This is a genomic window from Rhodococcus sp. YL-1, from assembly GCF_001942025.1.
GTDB classification, from domain to species: domain Bacteria; phylum Actinomycetota; class Actinomycetes; order Mycobacteriales; family Mycobacteriaceae; genus Rhodococcus_F; species Rhodococcus_F qingshengii.
Genome location: NZ_CP017299.1, coordinates 2006435 through 2029606 on the forward strand (window position 1 = coordinate 2006435; position 23172 = coordinate 2029606).

General features: G+C 62.5%; 21 protein-coding genes. 16 read left to right on the top strand and 5 right to left on the bottom strand.

What is annotated here, in order from left to right; translation table 11 throughout:
- Positions 1-28 precede the first annotated feature (28 nt).
- From BH682_RS09390 to truA, 3 genes are read left to right on the top strand one after another with little or no spacing between them, the layout of a single operon-like run.
- On the top strand, positions 29-1090 hold the full coding sequence (locus BH682_RS09390) for a DNA-directed RNA polymerase subunit alpha (protein ID WP_003941016.1): 1062 nt from the start codon (positions 29-31) through the stop codon (positions 1088-1090).
- Positions 1091-1119: 29 nt separating this feature from the next.
- A complete protein-coding gene (rplQ, locus tag BH682_RS09395) occupies positions 1120-1677 on the top strand; it encodes a 50S ribosomal protein L17 (RefSeq protein ID WP_003940748.1) in 558 nt (185 codons plus the stop codon).
- Positions 1678-1683: 6 nt separating this feature from the next.
- Positions 1684-2568, top strand: coding sequence for a tRNA pseudouridine(38-40) synthase TruA (gene truA / locus BH682_RS09400; RefSeq protein WP_003940839.1), 885 nt, complete (start codon positions 1684-1686; stop codon positions 2566-2568).
- A gap of 57 nt (positions 2569-2625) precedes the next feature.
- Here truA and BH682_RS09405 read toward each other — a convergent pair whose 3' ends face one another.
- Complete coding sequence (locus BH682_RS09405; protein WP_019747558.1) at positions 2626-3768, bottom strand: acyl-CoA dehydrogenase family protein; 1143 nt, start codon at positions 3766-3768, stop codon at positions 2626-2628.
- 57 nt (positions 3769-3825) lie between these two features.
- Between BH682_RS09405 and BH682_RS09410 the strand changes: the two genes are divergently transcribed.
- Both BH682_RS09410 and BH682_RS09415 read left to right on the top strand, forming a co-directional pair.
- Positions 3826-4404: a TetR/AcrR family transcriptional regulator gene (locus BH682_RS09410; protein ID WP_003940885.1), complete on the top strand. Its 579-nt coding sequence runs from the start codon at positions 3826-3828 to the stop codon at positions 4402-4404.
- A gap of 22 nt (positions 4405-4426) precedes the next feature.
- The gene (locus tag BH682_RS09415; protein WP_003940967.1) at positions 4427-4984 is read left to right on the top strand and encodes an NADPH-dependent FMN reductase; all 558 of its coding nucleotides are present in this window, start codon (positions 4427-4429) and stop codon (positions 4982-4984) included.
- A gap of 16 nt (positions 4985-5000) precedes the next feature.
- Here the strand turns inward: BH682_RS09415 and eccE are convergent, their stop codons facing one another.
- On the bottom strand, positions 5001-6641 hold the full coding sequence (eccE, locus tag BH682_RS09420; RefSeq protein ID WP_075832745.1) for a type VII secretion protein EccE: 1641 nt from the start codon (positions 6639-6641) through the stop codon (positions 5001-5003).
- 97 nt (positions 6642-6738) lie between these two features.
- On the opposite strand from eccE, the gene eccB reads away from it, so the two are divergent.
- Positions 6739-8205, top strand: a complete 1467-nt coding sequence (eccB, locus tag BH682_RS09425; RefSeq protein WP_082893135.1) for a type VII secretion protein EccB — start codon at positions 6739-6741, stop codon at positions 8203-8205.
- 14 nt (positions 8206-8219) lie between these two features.
- Here the strand turns inward: eccB and mycP are convergent, their stop codons facing one another.
- Together mycP and eccD are read right to left on the bottom strand one after the other, a co-directional pair.
- The gene (gene mycP / locus BH682_RS09430; RefSeq protein ID WP_064073934.1) at positions 8220-9632 is read right to left on the bottom strand and encodes a type VII secretion-associated serine protease mycosin; all 1413 of its coding nucleotides are present in this window, start codon (positions 9630-9632) and stop codon (positions 8220-8222) included.
- 14 nt (positions 9633-9646) lie between these two features.
- Positions 9647-11113 (bottom strand): type VII secretion integral membrane protein EccD, encoded by a 1467-nt coding sequence (gene eccD / locus BH682_RS09435; RefSeq protein WP_064073945.1) that lies wholly within the window; start codon positions 11111-11113, stop codon positions 9647-9649.
- 236 nt (positions 11114-11349) lie between these two features.
- Between eccD and eccCa the strand changes: the two genes are divergently transcribed.
- The 10 genes from eccCa to BH682_RS09485 all read left to right on the top strand — a co-directional run bounded on the left by eccCa (position 11350) and on the right by BH682_RS09485 (position 22311).
- Positions 11350-15354: a type VII secretion protein EccCa gene (eccCa, locus tag BH682_RS09440; RefSeq protein WP_064073943.1), complete on the top strand. Its 4005-nt coding sequence runs from the start codon at positions 11350-11352 to the stop codon at positions 15352-15354.
- The gene (locus BH682_RS09445) at positions 15351-16853 is read left to right on the top strand and encodes a type VII secretion-associated protein (RefSeq protein ID WP_075835207.1); all 1503 of its coding nucleotides are present in this window, start codon (positions 15351-15353) and stop codon (positions 16851-16853) included. Before eccCa ends, BH682_RS09445 begins: the two co-directional genes overlap by 4 nt.
- 184 nt (positions 16854-17037) lie before the next feature.
- Positions 17038-17343, top strand: a complete 306-nt coding sequence (locus BH682_RS09450; RefSeq protein ID WP_003940986.1) for a WXG100 family type VII secretion target — start codon at positions 17038-17040, stop codon at positions 17341-17343.
- A 100-nt stretch (positions 17344-17443) separates the two neighbouring features.
- Positions 17444-17737 carry a WXG100 family type VII secretion target gene (locus BH682_RS09455; protein ID WP_042449746.1) on the top strand — a complete coding sequence of 98 codons (294 nt, stop codon included), beginning with the start codon at positions 17444-17446 and terminating at the stop codon, positions 17735-17737.
- A 290-nt stretch (positions 17738-18027) separates the two neighbouring features.
- Positions 18028-18471, top strand: coding sequence for a 50S ribosomal protein L13 (gene rplM / locus BH682_RS09460; RefSeq protein WP_003940842.1), 444 nt, complete (start codon positions 18028-18030; stop codon positions 18469-18471).
- Positions 18468-18977: a 30S ribosomal protein S9 gene (rpsI, locus tag BH682_RS09465; RefSeq protein WP_007728596.1), complete on the top strand. Its 510-nt coding sequence runs from the start codon at positions 18468-18470 to the stop codon at positions 18975-18977. Before rplM ends, rpsI begins: the two co-directional genes overlap by 4 nt.
- A gap of 154 nt (positions 18978-19131) precedes the next feature.
- Positions 19132-20469, top strand: coding sequence for a phosphoglucosamine mutase (gene glmM / locus BH682_RS09470; protein ID WP_050655854.1), 1338 nt, complete (start codon positions 19132-19134; stop codon positions 20467-20469).
- Between the two features lie 110 nt (positions 20470-20579).
- Positions 20580-20885 (top strand): hypothetical protein, encoded by a 306-nt coding sequence (locus tag BH682_RS09475; RefSeq protein ID WP_003941002.1) that lies wholly within the window; start codon positions 20580-20582, stop codon positions 20883-20885.
- A gap of 80 nt (positions 20886-20965) precedes the next feature.
- Complete coding sequence (locus BH682_RS09480) at positions 20966-22030, top strand: hypothetical protein (RefSeq protein WP_223304656.1); 1065 nt, start codon at positions 20966-20968, stop codon at positions 22028-22030.
- Positions 22027-22311: a hypothetical protein gene (locus BH682_RS09485; RefSeq protein ID WP_054827679.1), complete on the top strand. Its 285-nt coding sequence runs from the start codon at positions 22027-22029 to the stop codon at positions 22309-22311. The genes BH682_RS09480 and BH682_RS09485 overlap by 4 nt, the downstream gene beginning before the upstream one ends.
- On the opposite strand, the gene BH682_RS09490 is transcribed toward BH682_RS09485, so the two are convergent.
- Positions 22272-23111 (bottom strand): poly(ethylene terephthalate) hydrolase family protein, encoded by an 840-nt coding sequence (locus tag BH682_RS09490; RefSeq protein WP_075832749.1) that lies wholly within the window; start codon positions 23109-23111, stop codon positions 22272-22274. The two genes, BH682_RS09485 and BH682_RS09490, sit on opposite strands and share 40 nt — an antisense overlap.
- Positions 23112-23172 lie beyond the last annotated feature (61 nt).

Here is a 23172-nt window from a genome sequence, read left to right on the forward strand (position 1 = left end):
GTGGACGTCCGTACAGGAGGAAATACCAATGCTCATTTCTCAGCGACCCACGCTGACCGAAGAGGTCATCGCTGATAACCGCTCGAAGTTCGTCATCGAGCCCCTGGAGCCAGGTTTCGGGTACACGCTCGGCAATTCGCTGCGCCGCACGCTGCTCTCGTCGATCCCCGGCGCTGCTGTCACCAGCATCCGTATCGACGGCGTTCTCCACGAGTTCACCACCGTCCCGGGCGTGAAGGAAGATGTCACCGACATCATCCTGAACCTCAAGGGCCTCGTCGTGAACTCCGAAGAGGACGAGCCGGTCACCATGTACGTCCGCAAGCAGGGCCCCGGCGCTGTTACTGCGGGCGACATCGTGCCCCCGGCAGGCGTCACCGTGAACAACCCTGATCTGCACATCGCCACCCTGAACGACAAGGGAAAGCTGGAGATCGAGCTCGTAGTCGAGCGCGGTCGTGGCTATGTCCCCGCCGTTCAGAACAAGGCGTCCGGCGCAGAGATCGGCCGTATCCCGGTCGACTCGATCTACTCGCCGGTGCTCAAGGTCACCTACAAGGTGGAGGCCACTCGCGTCGAACAGCGCACCGACTTCGATCGGCTCGTTCTCGACGTGGAAACGAAGAACTCCATCACCGCACGGGACGCGCTCGCTTCGGCGGGCAAGACCCTGGTTGAGCTCTTCGGCCTGGCCCGTGAGCTGAACGTCGAAGCAGAAGGAATCGAGATCGGACCCTCGCCTGCCGAGGCCGATCACATCGCTTCCTTCGGACTCCCCATCGAGGATCTGGACCTCACGGTCCGCTCCTACAACTGCCTCAAGCGCGAAGGTGTTCACACCGTCGGTGAGCTTGTCGGCCGTACCGAGTCCGATCTGCTCGACATCCGCAACTTCGGACAGAAGTCCATCGACGAGGTCAAGGTCAAGCTGCATTCGCTCGGCCTGTCCCTCAAGGACAGCCCCGCATCCTTCGATCCCACCACCGTTGCCGGCTACGACGCCGCCACCGGAACGTGGAGTGACACTGATGCCGGTTCCTTCGGCGATGCCGAAGGTACCGAGGACTACGCCGAGACCGAACAGCTGTAGCAGCTCAGGTCCTTTACTAGGAGATCATCATGCCCAAGCCCAAGAAGGGTGCCCGCTTCGGCGGGTCGGCTTCCCACCAGAAGGCGATTTTCGCCAATCTGGCTACCGCGCTCTTCGAGCACGGTCGCATCACCACCACCGAGTCCAAGGCCAAGGCATTGCGCCCCTACGCCGAGAAGCTCGTCACGCACGCAAAGGCCGGCACGCTGGCTCACCGTCGTGAGGTGCTGAAGGTCATCCGCAACAAGGATGTCGTTCACACCCTGTTCGCCGAGATCGGCCCGTTCTACGCGGACCGTAACGGTGGATACACCCGCATCATCAAGACGATCCCCCGCAAGGGTGATAACGCTCCGATGGCAATCATCGAGCTCGTCAAGGAAAAGACCGTCACCTCCGAGGCTGACCGCGCTCGTCGCGTCAAGTCCTCGCAGGAAGCTCCCGCCGCAGAGAACGTCGTCGAGGCCGTAGAGGCCGACGCGACCGAGGCTGAGGTCGAGAACGCTGACGCAGTCGTCGAGGCCATCGAGAACGAGACCGCAACTGCGGCCGACGCTCCCGAGGCCGAAGAGGCCAAGAAGGACTAGTCTCCCTTGGTTTCGGCACACGCTGAATCGAACGAGCCCGCCGCCCCCATCGGGGACGGCGGGCTCGTTCGATTGCGGCTCGACATCTCCTACGACGGCACCGACTTCTCGGGTTGGGCCCGCCAGACCGATCTGCGCACCGTGTGCGGTGAGATCGAAGACAAGTTGGGAACGGTGCTTCGACGCCCGGTTCAGTTGACCGTTGCCGGTCGAACCGACGCCGGTGTCCACGCCACCGGTCAGGTAGCGCACGTCGACGTTCCGGGAGAGTTGCTCCCGGATGATCCGTCTCGACTCGTGCGCAGACTTGCACGATTTCTGCCCAAGGACGTTCGGGTCAAACAGATATCGGTGGTTCCGGGTGACTTCGATGCGCGCTTCTCCGCGATGCGACGTTATTACGAGTACCGGGTGACCAACGCGGCGTTCGGAGTGGAACCACTACGCGCACGCGACACCGTCTCGTATCCCAAACCACTCGATCTCGGAGCGATGCAGGAAGCGTCGAATCGGCTGCTGGGTCTGCACAACTTCGCGGCATTCTGCAAGCGTCGAGAAGGCGCTACGACGGTGCGGGAGCTGCAGCGTTTCGACTGGACCCAAGTGGGCACGGTGTTCACGGCGTACGTGAATGCCGATGCGTTCTGCTGGTCGATGGTTCGCAGTCTTGTCGGCGCAGTCCTCTCCGTCGGTGAGGGACGGCGCACCGCCGACTGGGTGGCAGGTTTGCTCGACGAAACGTCGCGATCCAGTTCCATCCTCGTTGCTCCGGCGCACGGACTTTCGTTGGTCCGCGTGGACTACCCCGATTACTCGGAACTGGCTGCCCGCAACGCGATTACCCGTGAGACCCGCGAGATTCCGTCTTCGGGTGGATGCTGCGGCGACTGAACATCACCATGCAAAATGCCCTCCCACTCTGTGTGGGAGGGCATTCGTACCGGGGGGCTATCCCGCCAGTTGGCGCGCGATGACCAATCGCTGAATCTGGTTGGTGCCCTCGAAGATCTGCGTGATCTTGGCCTCGCGCATGTAGCGCTCGACGGGGAAGTCCTGGGTGTATCCGTACCCGCCGAATACCTGAACGGCGTCGGTGGTGACCTTCATTGCCGCGTCGGTGGCCACGAGCTTGGCGACGCTCGCGTTGCGTGAATACGGAACTCCGGCGTCGCGGCGGCGGGCTGCATCGAGGTAGGTGGCTCGCGCGGAGTCGACTGCGGCAGCCATGTCCGCGAGCACGAAACCGAGTCCCTGGTGATCGATGATCCGCTTGCCGAATGCCTTGCGCTCCTTCGCGTAAGCGACCGCGTCGTCGAGCGCGCCTTGAGCGATTCCGACGGCAACGGCGGCGATTCCGAGTCGGCCGGAGTCGAGAGCGCTGAAGGCGATCGGCAGCCCCTGGCCGCGCTGACCGATCAATCGCTCCTCAGGAATGAAGGCGTCGTCGTAATTCGCGGAGGCAGTGGGGACCGCGCGTAGCCCCATCTTCTCTTCGGGTTTTCCGAAGCTGAGGCCTTCGGTGTCCTTGTCCACCAGGAGGCAGGAGACGCCGCGTGAACCGTCGTCACTGGTGCGTGCGAAGAGATTGTAGAAGTCCGCCTTGCCGCCGTTGGTGATCCAGGCTTTCGAGCCGTTGACGCGGTAGCCGCCGTCGGTGGGCGTCGCCTTGCACGACAACGCGGCGGCGTCGGATCCGGCCTGCGCTTCGGAAAGGCTGTACGCGCCGATGGTGTTGCCGCCCAGCATGTCCGGTAGCCAGCGCTTCTTCTGTTCGTCGGTGCCGAAGGTGAACAGCGGGAAGCACGACAGGCTGTGCACGCTCACCGCCACTGCAACCGCTGCCCAGCGTGAGGCGATCTCTTCGAGCACTTGGAGGTACACCTCGTACGGCTGATCGCCGCCGCCGAACTCCTCGGGATACGGAAGGCTCAGCAGACCCGCCTGTCCGAGTGCGGGGAACACTCCGTCTGGATACTTCTCGGCCTTCTCGTATTCGTTGACCTTGGGCGCGAGTACCTTGTCCGCGACATCACGCGTCAGTTCGATGAGATCGCGAGCTTCTTGGCTGGGCATCAGGCGTTCGACGGGCACGGTCGGCTCCTAGCTAGGTAATAGTACTGAGAACGATACTGCAGTACTGTTCTAGGTATGGCAAGGCTGGTTCACAAGACGACTGCGCGCAGGGCAGAGTTGTTCGATCAATTGGTCGAACTGTTCTTGAGTGAGGGTTTCGCCCACCTCACGCTCGACGAGATCTCAGCTCGTCTGCACTGCTCCAAGAGCACCTTGTACACCGTGGCGGCCGGCAAAGAGGATCTGGTGCGGGCTGTGACAGTGCACTTCTTCCGGGCGGCGACCGATGCAGTGGAGAGTGCAGTCGCCGCCGAAACGGCCCCGACTCGTCGAGTCGCGGTGTATCTCGAAGCAGTGGGTGATCGGCTGTCCGCGGCGTCCAGTCAGTTCATGGAAGACCTGGCCGAATCGGTGTCGGCGAGCCAGGTCTACGAGAAGAACACGTCGATCGCTGCTGATCGTGTGCGATCGCTCATCGTCGAGGGAGTCGATTCGGGCGCCTTCCGGCAGGTACACGCATCATTTGTCGCCGATGCCGCTGCGGCGACGATGGTTCGGATCCAGCAACGCGCGGTCTACCGGGCAACTGGTCTGGACGATGCCAGCGCTTATCGGGAACTGGCAGCACTCATCACGGACGGGATCACTGCGTGATCAGTCGCTAGCATCGACGTTCATGGCACCTTTGAACGTCGAAGTCATCGTAGGTTCGGTCCGCGAGGGGCGAATGGGACGAGCAGTGGCGGACTGGTTTGTCGAGCGCGCAACCGCGAACCCGTCGTGGAACGTATCGGTGATCGACCTCAGAGAGCTGTCGTTGCCCCAGGATTTCTCGGATTCACCTGCCACGGAGGTTTTCCGCCGGCGAATCGGGCGCGCCGACGCTGTTGTCGCCGTGACCTCCGAATACAACCACGGGTATCCGGCTGCTCTCAAGACCGCATTCGATTCGGTGAAACACGAGTGGCGTGCCAAGCCGATCGGATTCGTGTCCTACGGCGGGATTTCAGGTGGTGTTCGGGCCGTCGAGCAACTGAGGCAAGTGGTGGCGGAGTTGCACATGGTCTCGGTGCGTCAAAGCGTGACCATCCACCGGGTGCGTAAGCAATTCGGACACGAGCCGTACGGCGTCGATTCGATTGCGATCGATGCAAGCGAGAAGATGATTCGTGAATTGGATTGGTGGGGAAGCGGATTGCGGATGCAACGTGCAAGTGATCCCTATCCCGGCTGATCTTGGACATACGCGATCACGCCATCTGGTGAGCGTCGCCGGCTCGTGGACGGCCGATGAACGATGTCTCGGAAGCGATGGTCACCAGAGTCAGGTCGACGCGTGTACGGCCGGTTTCGACCGTGATCTTGTCACCGAGTGCGAATGGCTGGACTATCGAGATTTCAGGGTCGACCCGAGGCCATTGGCGTGGATGTCCGTACACATAGATTGCGGTCACGCCGGCACGCGGAGATAACCCCTCGACGCCGTCGAACACGACAGTGTTGAAGGCGCCCTCAGGCCCACCGCCCTGCCCGGACACGCGGAGTCGGTCAGGCACTCCCATCGAGTCGGTGAGCGCGGTCCACGCTTGCGGTCGATCGGTGTGGACGAGTACCAGTGCGCCGGTCGCGATGGCTCGAAAGATCAACTGCTGAGCCAGATAGAGTTCGCCGGCGACAAGAACGGTGTTGACGCCCGGCCCCGAAATTCTGGCCGCGACACCGTGCCCGTTTCGGTCCGAGCCGATGAGTTGGCCGCACCCGGCAAGGGGTAGAGCGAGTGAGTCGAGTGTGCCCCCGTCCATGCGAACGCCCGGCGTGATGCCGTCCAGCGCGGCCAATGCGGTTGGCAAATTGGTCAGCAATCCGTCGCGCTGGCGCCCACGTAGCGAGACCAAACCGGCCAGCGGTGCGTTCTCAGGTGGATTGCGCGTGGTGAAGCGACATGTCGCACTGACCTTCGCCTCTCCGCGTTGTCCGGTGGGTCGTAACCGAATTGTCACGGACGTCCCGACCGTTGCCACTGCCCACACTCGGGTCAGGGTCGCAGTGGTGATGAAACGGGGTTCGATCCCAAATCCGACGTTGGACACGCCAGGCAAGGGGGTACTTCGCCACGTTTCGGTGACCTCGTGGCCGGCCACTCCTCTTGTCACCTGGGCAGTGGACGACGCGATCTCCGGTGCGGTCAGGATCCGCGCCTTGCACCCCGCTGAATCGAGCACCCGGATGACACGATTGGCGGCAACAGCTATCGCGCGGCCGGCGCCCTGTTCGCCCCCGCCCCGGCGTTCGACTGCTGCACCACCCTCCAGCGCGTCGAAACGTAGTGCAAGCCAAACACTTCTGGTGGCGGTGGCTGGTAGTGGTCCGATGAGACGTTCGTAGACTTCGGTGGCAGGCGTTCCCGACGCGGCGCGGTATCCGTGACTGACGATGTCGATGCCGGTGAGTGAGATGTCGTGCTGATAGAGACAATTGGCGAGGGCTGCCGTGGGCAGAAGGTGGGAAGCGTCGAACGAATGACGGCCGATCCTGGTCAGGTAGTCGCGTGGGGGAGCGATCTCGACGACAGCGACGAGCGAAGATCCGTCCACTCGGAGCCCGATGGACTGCTCGGAGGGAGTGTGAAAACTGACGATCGTGCTGCGGTCGACGTCCTTGCGGTGCAGATAGCGAAAGTACCTGACAATCCAGGACATTACCGACCAACCGCCCACATGAAGCAGCATTGATCCGGCAACCACACAACCGATAGCCAGCGCCCAGAACCAATCGAGCCCACTGGCCATCGCGATTCCGCCCGCACCGATTCCGAAAAGCTGTGCCGGCACGAACTCGCGCGTCGAAATCCTGTGTGACGACGGCCAATGCTTCAACCGCGATCGGTCCACGGTTCCTCCCCGATACCTGACCTGCGAACTACCCGAAAATTTCCGCCCCAGCGGAACTGTACTGTGTCTTCGCAAGGGGATGTAAGGCACGGGGGGAATGATGGCTGCGACACCTACCACGCGCTGGCAGGTCAACGGGTACCGATTCTTGGTCAGGCGGATGGAACATGCGCTGGTCAGACGAGACGTGCGGATGCTTCACGATCCGATGCGATCACAGTCGCGCGCGTTCACCGTCGGAATAGTCCTCGCTGCACTGGGATTGGCGGGTTGCGCTGTACTCGCTCTGTTTCGGCCACAGGACAGAATCGGCGATGCAGAGATCGTCGTTGCAAAGGAATCGGGCGCGATGTTCGTCGCCATGGAGGGTACGTTTCGCCCTGTGCTGAACTTGGCCTCCGCTCGACTGATTCTGGGTTCGCCAGGAAAACCGGCAATAGTCAAGGCATCCGAGGTCGAGGCGAAACCCCGGGGCGCGCTCGTCGGCATTCCCGGCGCACCGTCCGCGCTGCCGGAATCGGCCGACCCTACCAACGCCGCGTGGACGGTGTGCGATTCCGTCGGATCCGACGGGAGAAAATCGTTGACGACTTCGGTCCTGGTCGGCTCGTCCAATGTCGGCGAAAACACGACATATCTGACGAATGACCGTGCATTCCTGGTGAAGTCGGGTTCCGATCACTTTCTCGTGTACGACGGGAAGCGAGCGGAAATCGATGTGGACGATCCGGCGATCATGCGGGCTTTGGGCCTGGAAGGAGCACAGGCGCGACCGATCAGTATCGGATTCCTCAATTCGATTCCCGAAGTTCCGCGCATCGAGGCTCCGCGAATCCGCCAACTGGGATCGGCGCCCCGGTTTCCTCTGCAGAACAAGACTGTCGGCTCCGTCGTCCAGGTTTCGGTGGGTGCGGACCCGCAGTACTACGTGGTACTCGAGAACGGGATCCAGAAGATCGGTGCGGCGCTCGCCCAACTGATCTACTTTTCGGATTCGCAGGGCGCCACCGGGATCGCGAGCGTCGCCCCTGATGCCATCAGTCGTATTCCCTCGGTGAGTGAGCTGGCCGTCGACTTGTTGCCGCGGGTGGTTCCGGAGATCGTCGATGATCACGGCGCACCTGTCGGCTGTCTGGAATGGGCTCCCGCACCTGCAGTCGAGGGCGGCGAAAGTAGTTCTGCAACGCTGAAACTTGTCGCTGGATTGCAGGTTCCGATCCCGGAGGGTGGCAAGTTGGTGTCCTTGGCGCAGGCGGACGGATCGGGTGACAATCTCGACAACGTCCATGTCGAACAGGGATTCGGCGGATTTGTTCAAGCGACCGGAATCGAGACGAACAGCACCAGGCACGACGGAGTGTTCTACGTAGCCGATACCGGTGTGAAGTACGGCGTACCGGACGAAACCTCCGCTCGCGCGCTCGGATTGACGCGAACGCCTGATCGCGCGCCTTGGCAGATGCTCGACCTACTTGCATCAGGCCCCGCGCTCGAGAAGAGCAATGCACTGATAGCTCACGACGGAATCGCCCCCGATACAGCGCCGGCCGCTCCGGTGAACTGAACACTGCTGACGGTTCAGGGATCGATTTTCTGGCGTTCGGGAAGATGCCGACGAATTACTCGACGAAGAGGCATCGATGCCAACAGCGTCAGTAGAGCGAGGGTGCCGACCGTTCCGGCTCCGACGAGTGCCGTGTCGCGAGATCGGTTGTCGGGGGTCGGCGGCGTGGGTAGGGGATCGATCGACACCGACTGATGGTTGACCTTGACGCGTTCTCCTGGGGCCAATTCGCCCGTCACTGCCGCAAGTGGATCGATGACGCCGTGACCGACGTAGGGATTCCAACCCTGCGCCGGAGCGTGGGCGGTGGCTTCGATACGTTGCATGACCTGAAGCGCAGTCAGTTCCGGGTGAACCGACCGGACCAGTGCGGCGGTTGCCGCGACAAAGGGCGCAGCGAAACTGGTCCCGTTGAACGACTGCACGGCGCCGTCGGAACCGTAGACCCCGTTGGTCAGACCGGGCGCCGTTGGGTGAAGTGAGGTGATTCCGGTGCCGGGCGCCGCCACGTCGACCCATGGACCGCCGAGGCTGAAGGAACTGGCGGCGCCATTGGGGTCTACCGACCCCACTGTGAGGACATAGTCGTCGTACCAAGCCGGACTGGCAATCGTCACAACCGACTTCCATGGATCGGCCAGGGGATTGAGGGGATCCGGCGGCGGATTCTGGTTCTTGCAACCTCCGGATCCGACGTTCCCTGCAGCTGCGACGACTACGACGTTCTTCGCGATCGTGGCGTATTCGATTGCAGCGCCGAGTCGTTGGTCGCTGATCCCGTCCCCGGCAGGCTTACAGGCGACTTCGGAGATGTTGATGACGCTTGCACCCATGTCCGCAGCGTGACGGACGGCCGATGCCATGGTGTCGACGTTTCCGTACCCGGATGAGTTCTCGGCTACAGCAGGGTCTTCGCGTTGGCCGGCCACCGAGAAGGCGGCACTGGACTGCCTGATCGAAATTATCTGTGCGTCCGGCGCAGCTCCGGAGAATCCGGAACCCTCGACTTGCTGGGCGGCGATGAGACCGGCCACGACAGTTCCGTGTGCGTCACAATCGTCGGTGCCGTCGGAGGTACCGACGTAATCACCGCCGCCGTCGAGCGACGGCAGCCGGGGATGTCTGCTGACACCGGTGTCGATGACAGCAATTCGCTGTCCTGCCCCTCTGGTGATCGGCCACACAGAATCGAATCCCAGATCTCGTTGAGAACGTGGAATGTCCGCACCGTCACCACCTGCCACGGCTGGGACGCACAGGGTTCGTTGTTCGGTGGGTTGTGGAGGTGCAGGCGGACCGTCCTCGGGCAGCATTGCAGGATCGATGGGGGAGGGAACCGCGCTCGATGCGCCACCTGCCCCGGCGAGAACGCTGAAGGCAACGATCACGAGACTGGCGCAGATGTTTGTTGCACGTCGAATCACCATCGATCACCGATCGCTCAGAGGCCACGCATGAGCGCGAAGAGGCCACTGACCCAGCAGATCAGCGGAACGATTGCTGCAATCGCAGCGAGGTCCAACAGCTCGGCAGCGCGTCGCATCACGGGGCTGAATGTGTTCTGGGGGGCGAGGATTCCCAGAATCAGTGCCAGGAGGAGAACGGTCATTGTGATGGCGAAGACGACCAATGCATGGTCGCGATGGGTCCATGCCATGTCGCCCAGGAGAACGAGAATCACCGAGATGCCTGCCGCGATGAGTGGCACAGCCTGCTGTGCGCCCGCGTAGGTGCGCCCGCGAAACATCAGCACGACGGCCGTCGCGAATGCGAGAGCAAGATTCGGCCAGACGATCCCCTGACCAGGCCAGGACCACGCGAGTGCGACGGCAGCGACGAGCGCGACCACTGACGTGGCCACGATCAGCCCGGTCAGATAGCTACGCGCCCGCCCTGCCCTTTCCGCCAACTCGGTCAGCCCGGGTAGTTCGGGTTCGGGCAGTCCGTCGCGGTCGTCGTCGAGGGGATTACTCGGCGTCGGAACAGGGGGAAGCGGTAGTCGCGCGAACAACATCGACAGTCGAGCGGTGAACGTGAGAACGATCAATGCGGCGGCAATCACCGCGCCGCTGACGGTCGCGGTGCGCGCCTCGGGAAGCGTGGTAGTGACGGCAAAGGTGCCCACCGCCGCGAGAAGGACGACGAGAAGTGCTGTGAAGACAGCTAATCCGGCGCCGCACAAGCGGAAGCAGATCAGAGTTACCGCAGCGGCAAATGCCGAACCGAGAAGCAGATGAGCCGAAAGAACAGTGCCGGGCACGCAGAGTGCGCCGGAGACGAACGCCAGTGGCACCGAAGCGCATCCGAGCGTGACGGAACTTCCAGAGTCTCCGTACACCCGCGCTGCCACGACGGCGGCGACGGTGAGCACCAAAGACGTCACTCCGCCGCAGACGGCGCCGATCAGTCCCGTGTCGCCGAGGACCAGGGCGAGGGCCGCGACGAGCGCAGCGACGAGGGCGGCGGTCGAGCCGACAATGCGCGCGGTGACCGGAGTCCAGCGTCGGTAGACGTCCGCATCCGTGGCCGCGACGGTGTACATGATGTCGTCGAAGAGTGGGGGCGGGGCAGCGGTGTCCGAGGCCTCGAGTACGAGCAATTCTCCATCGCGGATTCCGTGCTCGTGCAGCGACAGCGTCGGTGCCAGCGGTGCCCTGCCGACTTTCGACAGAGTCCAGTCGACGGGCTCGAATTGTTCGGTGGTGTGGTCGAACTCGTTGAAATTGCTGTGGTTGACAATTGTGTCCACAATGCCCGGAATGACCACGGTGAGTGGAACACGAAGCGGCACCGCAAGATCCACCTGCGAATGGGCTGAAAGTACCGTCAACCTGCACAGTTCGGCAGAATGACTCGCGCCTCGTCCGTTTCCGGTGTTCGCAGCGCTGGTTGTAGTGGTGCTGGTCAAGATCTGTCCCCTCCCATGACGCGATTCCCCCTTCGCGTCACCCCAGTTCACCCGAACAATACGACATGAACTGCGCGCCTGTATCGGAGACAGCGCCGACAACAGGTGGCACCGACCCGAGTGTCGGTGTTGTGATCTACTCTCTTGCAATTGCGCGAGTACGCCTTGGGGGGGCCGGCGGTAGTCGGACGAGGCGCCTGGCGGCAACAGCTGCAGCACCGATGGGGGTGGGTGAATTGAGCACTGTCAGATTTGCGCGTCGAGCACGACGTGAATCGCCGCGCACACCGGGCGGCGAGGTGACGCTTCAGGCCCCACCGGAGATACCTCGCGTCACGCCGGGAAACCTACTGACCAAACTACTTCCGGTGATCATGGTGGTTGCCATGATCGGCATGGTGGCGCTGATGTTCTCTTCCGGCATGGCGCGCAATCCGATGTCCCTGCTGTTTCCGGTCATGATGATGGTGTCGATGCTCGGAATGCTCGCCGGGGGCGGTCGTAGCGGTGGAGCAAGAGCGTCCGAAGCGAACGAGGACCGCAAGGACTACCTCCGGTACCTGGATCAGATGCGTAGTGATGTTGCTGCGACGTCTGGTGCGCAGCGTGCTGCTCTCGAGTGGAGCAATCCCGAGCCGTCGCTGCTCTGGACACTGGCCGGGACTGTGCGGATGTGGGAGCGTCAGATCACCGACTCGGACTACTGCCACGTTCGGGTAGGTCTGGGTACACAGCGATTGGCCACCAGACTCGTGTCTCCGGAGACCGGGCCGGTCGAGGATCTCGAACCCGTCGCTGCTGTCTCACTTCGGCGATTCGTCCGTGCACATTCGGTTGTGCAGGACCTGCCGACCGCCGTCTCGCTTCGCGGATTTGCTGCGATGTCCATCGAGGGGCAGAGAGATTCCGCTCGTGCGCTTGTCCGCTCGATGTTGATGCAGCTGTGCACATTCCACGGTCCGGACACGCTCCAAGTTGCGGTGGTGTGCGGTCCCGATACCGAATCCGAGTGGGAGTGGGTCAAGTGGCTCCCACACGTGCAACACCCGCAGTCTCAGGACGGCACCGGCACTGCACGCATGGTGTTCGGTTCGTATCTCGAATTCGAAAGTTCCCTCGGGGAACCGCTTTCGATGCGTGCTCGATTCGCTCGCAACACTCCAGCCAGTGCGGGCGTTCCGCATCTCGTGCTGGTCGTGGACGGTGGCTTACTCGAAGGTGACACCGGCCTGTTGTCCGAATTCGGGCTCGACTCGGTGACTGTCCTCGACCTCTGCGGGTTCTGCCCGCGGCTGGTGGCGACGCGTGGGTTGCGACTGGTCGTCGGTAGCGATCAGATCGGCGCGGTGAGCAGCGCAGGAGTTGAGAACTTTGCGAGGCCTGACGCTGCGACGACGAGCCTGGCGCAGGCGTTCGGGCGTCGCATCGCACCGTTCCGTGCGGCATCGCAGAATGCCGTCGACGCAGCTGACGACGACCGATCCCTTCGGACGTGGAGCCAGATGTTGGGGATAGGAAACGTTGCGAGGTTCAATCCTGAGCATGGCTGGCTTCCACGTCAGGGGCGCGACCGACTCCGCGTGCCGATCGGTGTCGGACAAGACGGAAACCCCGTCGAACTGGATCTGAAGGAGTCGGCCGAGAACGGTATGGGTCCGCACGGGCTGTGTATCGGAGCCACCGGTTCTGGCAAGTCGGAGTTCCTGCGAACCTTGGTGCTCGGCCTGATCGCGACCCACTCTCCCGACGCACTGAACCTCGTCCTGATCGACTTCAAAGGTGGTGCAACCTTTCTCGGCCTCGAGGAGGCACCGCATGTTGCTGCGATCATCACCAACCTTGCCGAGGAATTGGCGATGGTCGATCGTATGAAGGACGCGCTCGCCGGCGAAATGAATCGTCGACAAGAACTGTTGCGTGCGGCAGGAAACTTCGCAAACGTGTCCGATTACGAGAGGGCGAGGCTGGCCGGCGCTGCACTCGATCCGTTACCGGCACTCTTCGTGGTCGTCGACGAGTTTTCCGAACTGCTCAGTCAACAGCCGGAATTTGCCGAATTGTTCGTGGCCATCGGGCGATTGGGCAGGTCACTTCACATTCACCTGCTGCTGGCCAGTCAGCGACTCGACGAAGGAAAGCTTCGGGGTCTCGACAGCCATCTTTCGTATCGCGTCGGGTTGAAAACGTTCTCGGCGAACGAGTCTCGTTCCGTCCTCGGCGTTCCCGATGCTTATCACCTTCCGGGTACACCCGGTGCGGGATACCTGAAGTCCGATTCTGCTGAGATCGTTCGCTTCCAAGGTGCGTACGTGTCAGGCCCGTACGAGGGCGAGCGGATCGTGCCCACTCGATTCTCGGTCGATTCCCCCGTCGAACTGGCGCCGCTGCCGTTTACCGCGAAGCCCGTGATCGGACCAGAGGCCGTTGTCGTTCCCGTCGAGCCCGACGTCGTCGACATGGGTGAAATCGGTGACGATGCACGTACTCTCATGGGAGTCCTCGTAGACCGCATGCGCGGTCACGGTCCACGTGCGCATGAAGTGTGGCTCCCGCCGCTCGAGTCATCTCCGACGCTTGACCAGTTGTTGCCGCGGTGGGCGACCGGTGATCAACCTCGCGGAAATCTGAGCGCACCCTTCGGCATAGTCGACAGGCCGTTCGATCAGCGCCGCGATCTACTCGTCGCCGATCTCAACGGATCGACTGGCAACCTCGCGATTGTCGGCGGCCCGCAGTCGGGAAAGTCGACGGCGTTGCGCACGTTGATCTTGTCTCTGAGCATGACGCACACGCCGGAACAGATTCAGTTCTACTGCCTCGACTTCGGCGGTGGAACGCTCCTCGGATTGAAAGATCTGCCGCACGTCGGATCGGTGGCAAACCGTTTGGATTCCGACCGCGTCCGGCGCACAGTTGCCGAGGTACTCGGTGTGGTCGCCAAACGGGAGCGACTGTTTCGTGACCTCGGCATCGAATCGATGGCCGATTTCCGTAGATTGCGAACAGTTGATCCCGCCGGGGAAGGTGAGGCTGCGGGACTCCGAGAGGACCCGTACGGTGACGTCTTCCTCGTCGTCGACGGTTGGCCAAGCGTTCGTTCGGATTTCGAATCACTCGAGCCCCAGATCAACACGCTCGCCGGTCAAGGTTTGTCCTTCGGTGTACACGTGATCGTCACGACGTCGAGGTGGGCCGAGATCCGGCCGGCGCTCAAGGATCAACTGGGTACTCGCATCGAACTTCGATTGGGTGATCCGGGAGATTCGGATGCGGGTCGCCGGAAAGCCGGCCTGGTGCCGGAAGGTCGACCGGGTCGTGGCATCACTCGCGACGGACTCCACCTTCTCACCGGACTACCTCGAATCGACGGCCTACCGGGTAGTGAGAACTCGAGTACGGCTGTGGTGGCGACGGTCGAACGTATTGCAGCCATGTCGAATTCGCGTCCGGCACCCACCGTGCGGATGCTCCCGGATTCCTACTTGCGGGCGGAACTTCTCGAAGCTGTCGGGACCCGGTGGCCCTCACCGAGTGCGGCCGACGGTCGGTGCCTCACCGTGCCGATCGGGCTCGGTGAGACCGACCTCGCCCCGGTGTACATGGACTTCCGGGAACACCCGCACCTGTTGATATTCGGCGACACCGCGTGTGGGAAGACATCTCTCTTGCGTGGAATAGCCGAAGGGATCATCGCGTCGAACACACCGGCCCAGGCCAAGCTGATTATCGGTGACTATAGGCATTCCCTGCTGGGCGTGGTCGAAGGGAATCACCTCGGCGGGTACTCGGCGTCGTCGACGACCTTCGGTGAGTTGATGGTCGACTTGGCTCGGATCGTCGCTGCCAGAATGCCGAACGCCGAAACAACGCAGCAGCAATTGCGGGAACGGTCGTGGTGGAGTGGGCCGGAGATTTACGTACTGATCGACGACTACGACCTTGTGGCCACACCGAGTGGAAATCCGGTGGCGCCGTTGCTCGAATACATTCCGCACTCCAAGGACATCGGTTTGCACCTGGTTATTGCCCGCCGTTCTGGTGGTGCGGCCAGAGCACTGTACGAGCCGGTCATTGCGAGAATTCGCGACATGGCGCCGGCCGGATTGATCATGAGCGGAAGTCGTGACGAGGGAAATCTCGTCGGCACTGTCCGCGCGTCGGCGATGCCGGAAGGCCGTGGGGTTTACGTTTCCCGCTCGCAAACCCAACTTGTCCAAGTTCCGTGGATGCCACCGCTGTGACCGCTCCGTCCGCAGTGTCGGTCTCGTTACATTGGGGTGCATCGAATATCTGGGTCGTATCGGGTCAACGCGAATTCTGTTGCAGTGCAGACCTCAGACGCGAACCGACGTCGGGCCCCGGTGCGGCCGGTAAGAATGCGATCGATTACATCGACGACGATTATGTCGACGTGGATGGTCGGGTTGTCCCGACAGTCTTGGAGGTGGCCAGGCTGATCTCCAGTGCGATGGACGGGTGCGGAATCGTCGACGCAGACATTCTTCATCTCAGTCATCCCTCGGATTGGGGTGCCCCACGCAGGCGGCGATTGCTCGATGCCGCACGTCGAGTGGCGCACGACGTCGTACTCGTTCCGACGTCGATCGCGGCGGCGAGGTCGGCTCATACGGCTTGGCGATCGCGGTGTGTCGTCCTCGAACTGCGCGGCGGAACGGTGGTCGCTTCTGTTGTCGCTGAGGTCGACGGTGAACTCCGAATCGACGGAACACAAAGTTCGGAGATCGCAGACGTTGCGGGGTTGTTTTCCGCAATCGGGGATCTATCGGTTCGGGACGCTGTGGTGTTGGTCGGGCCGAGCTCTCATGCTGTTGCGGCTTCGCTCGAACGGGGGTCGACGAATGTTCACGGCCACGCGAGCATCCGAATTCTGGACGAGAGCCGGGTGGCTGCGTCTCTGGTGGATCCTCAGACGCTCGTTCGCCAGACAACCGCGCGGGACAGTTCGGGACGAATCGTCGACAATTCGGCTTTTGGCGCCGGGTGGGTAGGCGATACGGATGGCGCGAAGTCGATTCCTGGCGCGGACTCGAATGCCTCTTCGCCGAGTCGCGTCGGCGGGCGGCGCGGAGGCCGTCGATGGTTCGCGGCGGCGCTTGCGGTGGTCGCCGTCGCCGGTGCGGTCGCAGCAACGGTCGTGGTGTCCACTCGCGATCGAAACGACTCTCGGTTGACGGGGTCGGTCGCAGCCACGGCGGAAGACGAAGTAGAGATCGTGGAGGCGTCGAAAGAGCAGGAAACGCCTGCGCCGAAGACTTCGATCTCGTCGATCGAGTCCGGGGCCACGCCGGAACTTACTCGTGTGGACGTGGGAAGCGTTGCGGCAGAAATGCCTTCCGATTGGAAGCTTCTGCCGCGAGGGACCTCGAGCGGGCGTACCGATTTGGTACCCGGTTCGGGTGCGGATCGCAAGATCGTGGTCATCGAGAAACATCTTGCGGAAGGTGTGGGATTCGATTCCGTCGAAGCTGTTTTGCGTCAGCAGTTTTCGACGTTCGAGGACCCATTGCGGTTCGCAGAGTTTGCTGTGCTCGACGATGCCGCAGGAAAACGGGCAGTGGTGTACGTCGAGTTTCCGGACGATTTCTCCGAGGTGCGTTGGCACGTATACGTCGACAACGGACGGCAAGTGAGTATCGGCTGCCAGTATCTGGTCGGTGAGTGGGGCAGTCTCGAAGCGGACTGCCTGCGGATGTGGCAGTCGGTCGAATTCACACCGTGACCGGATCGGTCGGTTCTGAAAATATTCTTCGGTCGGGCCGGAACCGTTGGTACGAAGGTCGCGTCAAAGTATGTGTAGCGCACATCAGGGAGTTCCGCTCGACCCCGGTGCACATCCGACGGACAAAGCCCGTTGTGTGTGATCGCCGATACCGAACGGTACTCACCGAATCCAGGGGGACGACATGGGCTTTACCGCAACTACCGCTGAATTGATCGATTCGGCGGGGACCATCGACGGACATCTCGGTGACATCAGGGGGCTGGTCAACGCTGTTCGGTCGGAGGCCGACGCTTCGCACAATTCGTGGAACGGTGCGGCGCAGGTCGAATACGCAGGAATCATGGAGCGATACAACAGCGCGGCCCTGAAGTTGGACACAGCTCTGACCGACATCTGCGAGCAGATCAAACAGGCCGCGGGAACCTTCGACTCGACCGAAGACGACAACGTCAGCTCGCTTCGCGGCGCGACGGTGAACATGTCCTGACCGCCAGCACTTCATCGTCCGGTCAAGCAATCCTCAGCCAGTAGTTCTCACAAGTTAGTTCTCACAAGTTCTCTCCAGTCACACCGAACCGGGAGCAGTTATGTCCGACAGGATCAAGTACGACTTCAGCGGCCTCGCAATGCTGTCCGATCAGATGAAACAGCAGGCCAAAGCGATCAACGACAAACAGGGCGACATCAAGGTTGTCGTGGACAAGCTGCAAGCAGGCTGGGAAGGGGCAGGTTCCGAAGCGTGGAACGACGCACAGCGTCGCTGGGCCCAGGCTTCCGAAGAACTGAACATGGTTCTCGCGCAGATCGCCGGAGCGACGGCGAGCGGCTCGGAGAAGATGCAGGAAGCTGATCGGATCGCCGCAAACGGGTTCGGTCGCTGACAACATCCCATGCCGTGATGACACCCCGCCTGCCCCGGTACCGTCAGGTTGCCGGGGCAGGCGCATGTCGATCGCTCGCGTCGCTGTGCTGGACGATGATGCTGTTGGCAGGAATGGCTGCGCTTTGACCTGGCAGCGGGTAGACCGGTATCGTCTATCGGTGGCGTGCCGTAGGGCTCCGGCAGAAATGCGTGGAGACCGGCGGTTCTCGGGTCTCAACTGGCCGCCGAGGATCGTTTACGCGATACGCACATGGTCAGCAGTGGAATGAATTAAGACGAGGAAGATCTGTGTCTACGTACACCCCGAAGGCCGGAGATGTGACCCACACGTGGCACGTCATCGACGCCACTGACGTGGTGCTCGGCCGTCTTGCCGTTCAGGCAGCGAACTTGCTGCGTGGCAAGCACAAGCCCACCTACGCGCCGCACATCGACGGTGGTGACTTCGTTGTCATCATCAACGCAGAGAAGGTTGCCATCAGCGGCAACAAGCTGCAGGGCAAGAACGTTTACCACCACTCCGGATTCCCGGGTGGCCTGAAGTCCCGCACTGTCGGTGAGGTCCTCGACAGGACTCCCGATCGTCTCGTCGAGAAGGCCATTGTCGGCATGCTCCCCAAGACGAAGCTCGGCCGCGCAATGAGCAGCAAGCTCAAGGTTTACGCGGGCCCGAATCACCCCCACACCGCGCAGCAGCCGGTGCCGTTCGAGATCAAGCAGGTCGCACAGTGACATCGCCGGAAGAGCAGAACGTGTCCGAAGAGAACATCGAAGCAGTGGAAGAGCTTGTCTCTGACGCAGTCGAGGTCGTCGAAGAGGTTGCTGCAGCTACGCTCGCACCGATCGTCCTCGATCGCCCGGTCCAGACCGTCGGTCGCCGCAAGGAGGCTGTCGTTCGCGTCCGGATGGCTCCCGGTACCGGTCAGTTCAAGCTCAACGGTCGTACGTTGGAGGACTACTTCCCCAACAAGGTTCACCAGCAGCTGATCAAGGCTCCGCTGGTGCTCGTCGAGCGTCCCGAGTCTTTCGACATCATTGCACTGCTGCACGGTGGCGGCCCGTCCGGTCAGGCAGGCGCACTGCGTCTGGCTATCGCGCGCGCACTCATCGAGGTAACCCCTGATGATCGTCCGGCCCTCAAGCGTGCAGGCTTCCTGACGCGTGACGCCCGCGCGGTCGAGCGTAAGAAGTACGGCCTGAAGAAGGCCCGTAAGGCATCGCAGTACTCCAAGCGCTGATGCTTTGCCGAGGTTGACCCGACGGGTCTGCTTCGGCACCTGTTCACCACAAGAGCGGGCGTCCATCGTTACCGGACGCTCGCTCTTGTGTTTCTCGGAGAAATTCCCTTCTCGAGTTCCCTTCTCGAGGTTCACAGGATTCAGGAGTCGTTCTATGGGTCGGTTGTTCGGTACTGACGGTGTTCGTGGACTTGCCAATTCGGATCTGACTGCAGATCTTGCATTGAGATTGGCAGTTGCCGCGGCGAGCGTACTGACAGCCGACACCTCGGACGCACGTCCGACCGCCGTGATCGGCCGCGATCCTCGCGCCAGCGGTGAGATGCTTCAAGCCGCGGTGACCGCAGGATTGAGTTCCGCGGGTGTCGACGTGCTCGACGTGGGTATTCTTCCGACTCCGGCAGTTGCATACTTGACGGCAAAGCTCGACGCCAGTCTCGGCGTCATGATCTCTGCATCGCATAATCCCATGCCGGACAACGGAATCAAGATTTTCGCAGCCGGTGGACACAAGCTGGATGATGCTGTCGAGGTGGCGATCGAGGATGCACTCGAGGGCACTGCACCGCCCGTCCTACCGACAGGTGCCGGGATCGGCCGCGTCCGTACGGTCGACGACGCCGCTCAGCTGTACCTTGCGCATCTGGCGAGCGCGGCGAGCGAGCCACTCGCTGGACTCACCGTTGTGGTCGACTGCGCCAACGGCGCTGCTTCCGCGCTCGCACCGGTTGCCTACGCGGCAGCGGGCGCTCGCGTCATCGCGATCAGCGCCGATCCCGACGGCCTCAACATCAACGACGGCTGCGGATCGACGCACCTGGAGAATCTTCAGAAAGCCGTAGTCGATCACGGGGCGGACCTAGGCCTCGCGCACGACGGCGACGCCGACCGCTGCCTGGCCGTCGACGAGACCGGAGCGGTGGTCGACGGTGACGCGATCATGGCAGTTCTGGCGATCGCGATGAACGACGCCGGCGAGTTGGTCGAGAACACTCTCGTCGCGACTGTCATGAGCAATCTCGGTTTGCACATCGCGATGCGCGAGGCCGGTATCAACATCGTGACTGCTGCCGTAGGTGACCGCTACGTCTTAGAGGAACTGCGCGCGGGCGGATACAGCCTCGGTGGCGAGCAGTCAGGCCATGTCGTGTTGCCGGCGTTCGGCACCACGGGCGATGGGATTCTCACCGGCCTCCGGCTGCTCGGACGCATGGCTCGCACGGGTAAGTCGGCATCCGCGCTGGCCGCAACGATGACAACCCTCCCGCAAGTTCTGATCAACGTGAAGGTTGGGGACAAGGCGACAGTCGCAGCATCGCCGTCGGTACTCGCAGCAGTCGCGGACGCAGAGCGCGTCCTCGGTGACGGTGGTCGCGTGCTCCTGCGCCCGTCCGGGACAGAGCAACTGGTCCGCGTCATGGTCGAGGCCACCGAACTTCCGCTCGCGCAGAAGCTGGCCGACGAGTTGGCCGAGATCGTCGGTTCGGTTTAGCCCCTCATTACGCGTTCGCGTTTTGAGGGAACGTAATTGCGCCCTGCTGCGTCCAAGGAGTCAAAGGCCGCTCGACGTTCGAGTGGTTCCGTTGAAACTTGGGAGCGCTCGTGGATGTCGACCGCGCTGGAACAGATGAATTGGCACGCCATGCGGTGTCGGTGGCCCAGGCTCTGCGCGATTCTGCCGAGCCGATCAGGCGTTTGCGATTCAGCGGTGCCGTTTCGGGCCGTGATTACGCCGAGCATGGAGCCGCGTTGGCGTCGGCATTGGCGGTCCTGAATTCTCGCTTGACTGGCCGTGCGGATCTTCTCGATGCGTTGGCGCGTCGGCTTTCCTCTTCGGCTGAGGTGATCGCTGAGGTGGACGGTCAGGGTGCGCAGCGATTGCGCGACTCCAGCGGGTCGGTCTCATGATACCGACGAGCGGTACCGCACAGGCAGTATCAAACGGCTCCTTGTGCGTCGAAGATATTCTTGCACTGCGTGATTCACGCGTGCATCCCGACGAAATCCTGGATGCTGGTGCGAGGGGATTGCAGTTCTTCGATCGATTTCACAACCTGGCCTCTCGGTTGGGCTTCGAAGAACGGATGCTTACGTCCTACGAGGATGCGTATCGCGCAGAGGCTGGTATCGATTTCGAGACACTAATGCGAGATGCGTCGGACATGGCCGCAGCGGTGGACGGTTCGGTCGCCGAGATCGCGATGCTGACGCACCTGGCGGAGAATCTTCCTGCAGTGTGGAATGTTTCCGGCGTGGGTGCGGTCGTAGATCAGGCCTTCGCGGCGCGGCGTGAAGCTCGGTCCGATGCGGATTCGGCGCCACTGTTGATCACGCTGGCCGACGAATTCGCGCGGACGGTTCGAACGGCTTTGGCAGACAAGGCTTTCAAGGTGGCCGGCCTCGACCGGGCGACGATCGGCGGTCTGGGTGCGGGGGAGATCGACCAGCTGACTCACGTCGCTTCCACCGGTCGTGGTGCGGCGCCATGGCTGGACACGGTTTTTCGTTCGGCGTATCTCGATACTCGCGATGAATTCGACAGGGCGTGTGCGGAGTGCGCGAGCGCGGTTGGTCATGCTTTTGACGCCGCGACCCAGTGGGTGACAGACGCGTTCACGTCAACCTTTCCGATCGCCGAGCCGAGTGCATCAGGTGTCGCCGCCGCTCCTGTCTCTTTCTCGATCGGCGGCAACACTTGGGGCTTCTCGATTGCGTCCGACGGTCGTGGGGTGAGTCTGGATGTTGCAGGTGCTGACGGGAACTCTGTGTCGGCCACCCTGGAGTTGAGCGAAAATGGTTGGCCGAGAATAGTGCTCGATGCCGATCCGGAGATGTCGCTGCACGAGGCGCGTCCGCAAGAAGCGTCCCAGCCTGCGACACTCCAGCCCGAAACTCCCGACCCTGAGATTCGCGAGCACGAGGTGCCGGTTGAATCCAACGCCGAGTTCTCGCCCGCGCCGGACCCGGAGCCGCCTTCCACAGTCCCCGACGAGTCGATCGTGGCTCCCGACGGAGAGACGGGCGCTGAGTTGGCCGGAGCTGGTCCGCTGTGAAGTCCGTTCACGCGCCGTTCGAAGCGATCCGTCGAACCCTCGATTCTCAACTCGACGACTTCCGTGAGCGCAGAGTGGCCGCAGCGAGCGCGGAATCGCACCAGGAGCCGCCGTCCGAAACGACATCCGCCGAGAATGACACGGATGGGCCGGTCAGGTCCGGCCCGTATCTGCGATCCGCGTCAGAGCCGACGCCGACGCCGCCGTGCTCGCCGCCGGAGTCGGTGGCGAGTACGGACTCCTACTTACGCAACAGCTGGCTGGTCCGCGCGTCGGAGTGAGGTTCGACCGGCAGCAACGGCGCCGTGTGCGGAATCTCGACGTCAGGATCAGCAAAATCCTTGTACTTCTTGTCGCCGGTCAGATGGAACAACAGGAAGCCCGTGAGCAGGCACCGTGTGGCGGCCTGTGTCTTGCGCTCGGATCCACCGAGGCCCAGGGCGCCGAGGAGTCGGCGGCCTTCGATCAGTCCGGCGTCTTGGGCGTCATTCACGGTACGTGCGATGACAGGACCGCCCCACTCCACGCTCAGCGGCCGGGCATTGCTGGTCAAGGAATCGACGTCGTCTTCGCCGGCGAGGATCAATCCGGGCGCTGTGATCTTCGACGCGTAGTTCTCCGCCTTGGGTGCTGTCGGGGCCGGGAACAGTGCGGCTACCGCACCGACATCCCCGCGCTGCGCTGCGGCCAGTACCGCAGCGCCCGCGCCCATGCCGTGACCGGCAAAGGCGACCCAATCGGGTTGGACGCTGATCTGTCCGGGGCCGAGTCGCACGCCGACGCAGATGTCGAGCGTCGCTCGAAGATCTGCAGCCAATCCGAGATGTGACGGGACCGGACCGCGTTCGCTGTCGGGCGCCGCTGCGACAATTCCCCAGGAAGCGAGGTGCTGGAGTGTCTGCTCGTACTTGTGGGACCCGACCATCCACCCGTGCGCGAAGGCAACGGCGGGGAGATTGAAACCGGTTTCCGGCGTGTACACGACACCCGGCTGTCCGGCCAGGGCGAGGTTGCCGCGGAGAACCCGGTGCGGGCCGCGCTTGGACAGCTCACGGGTCAGTGTCTTCAGTTTCGGTGCCACGGTTGAAGACGTTATCCGATGAGCCGCCTCGTGTATGCGGAGCGGACGCCGCAACCAGGTG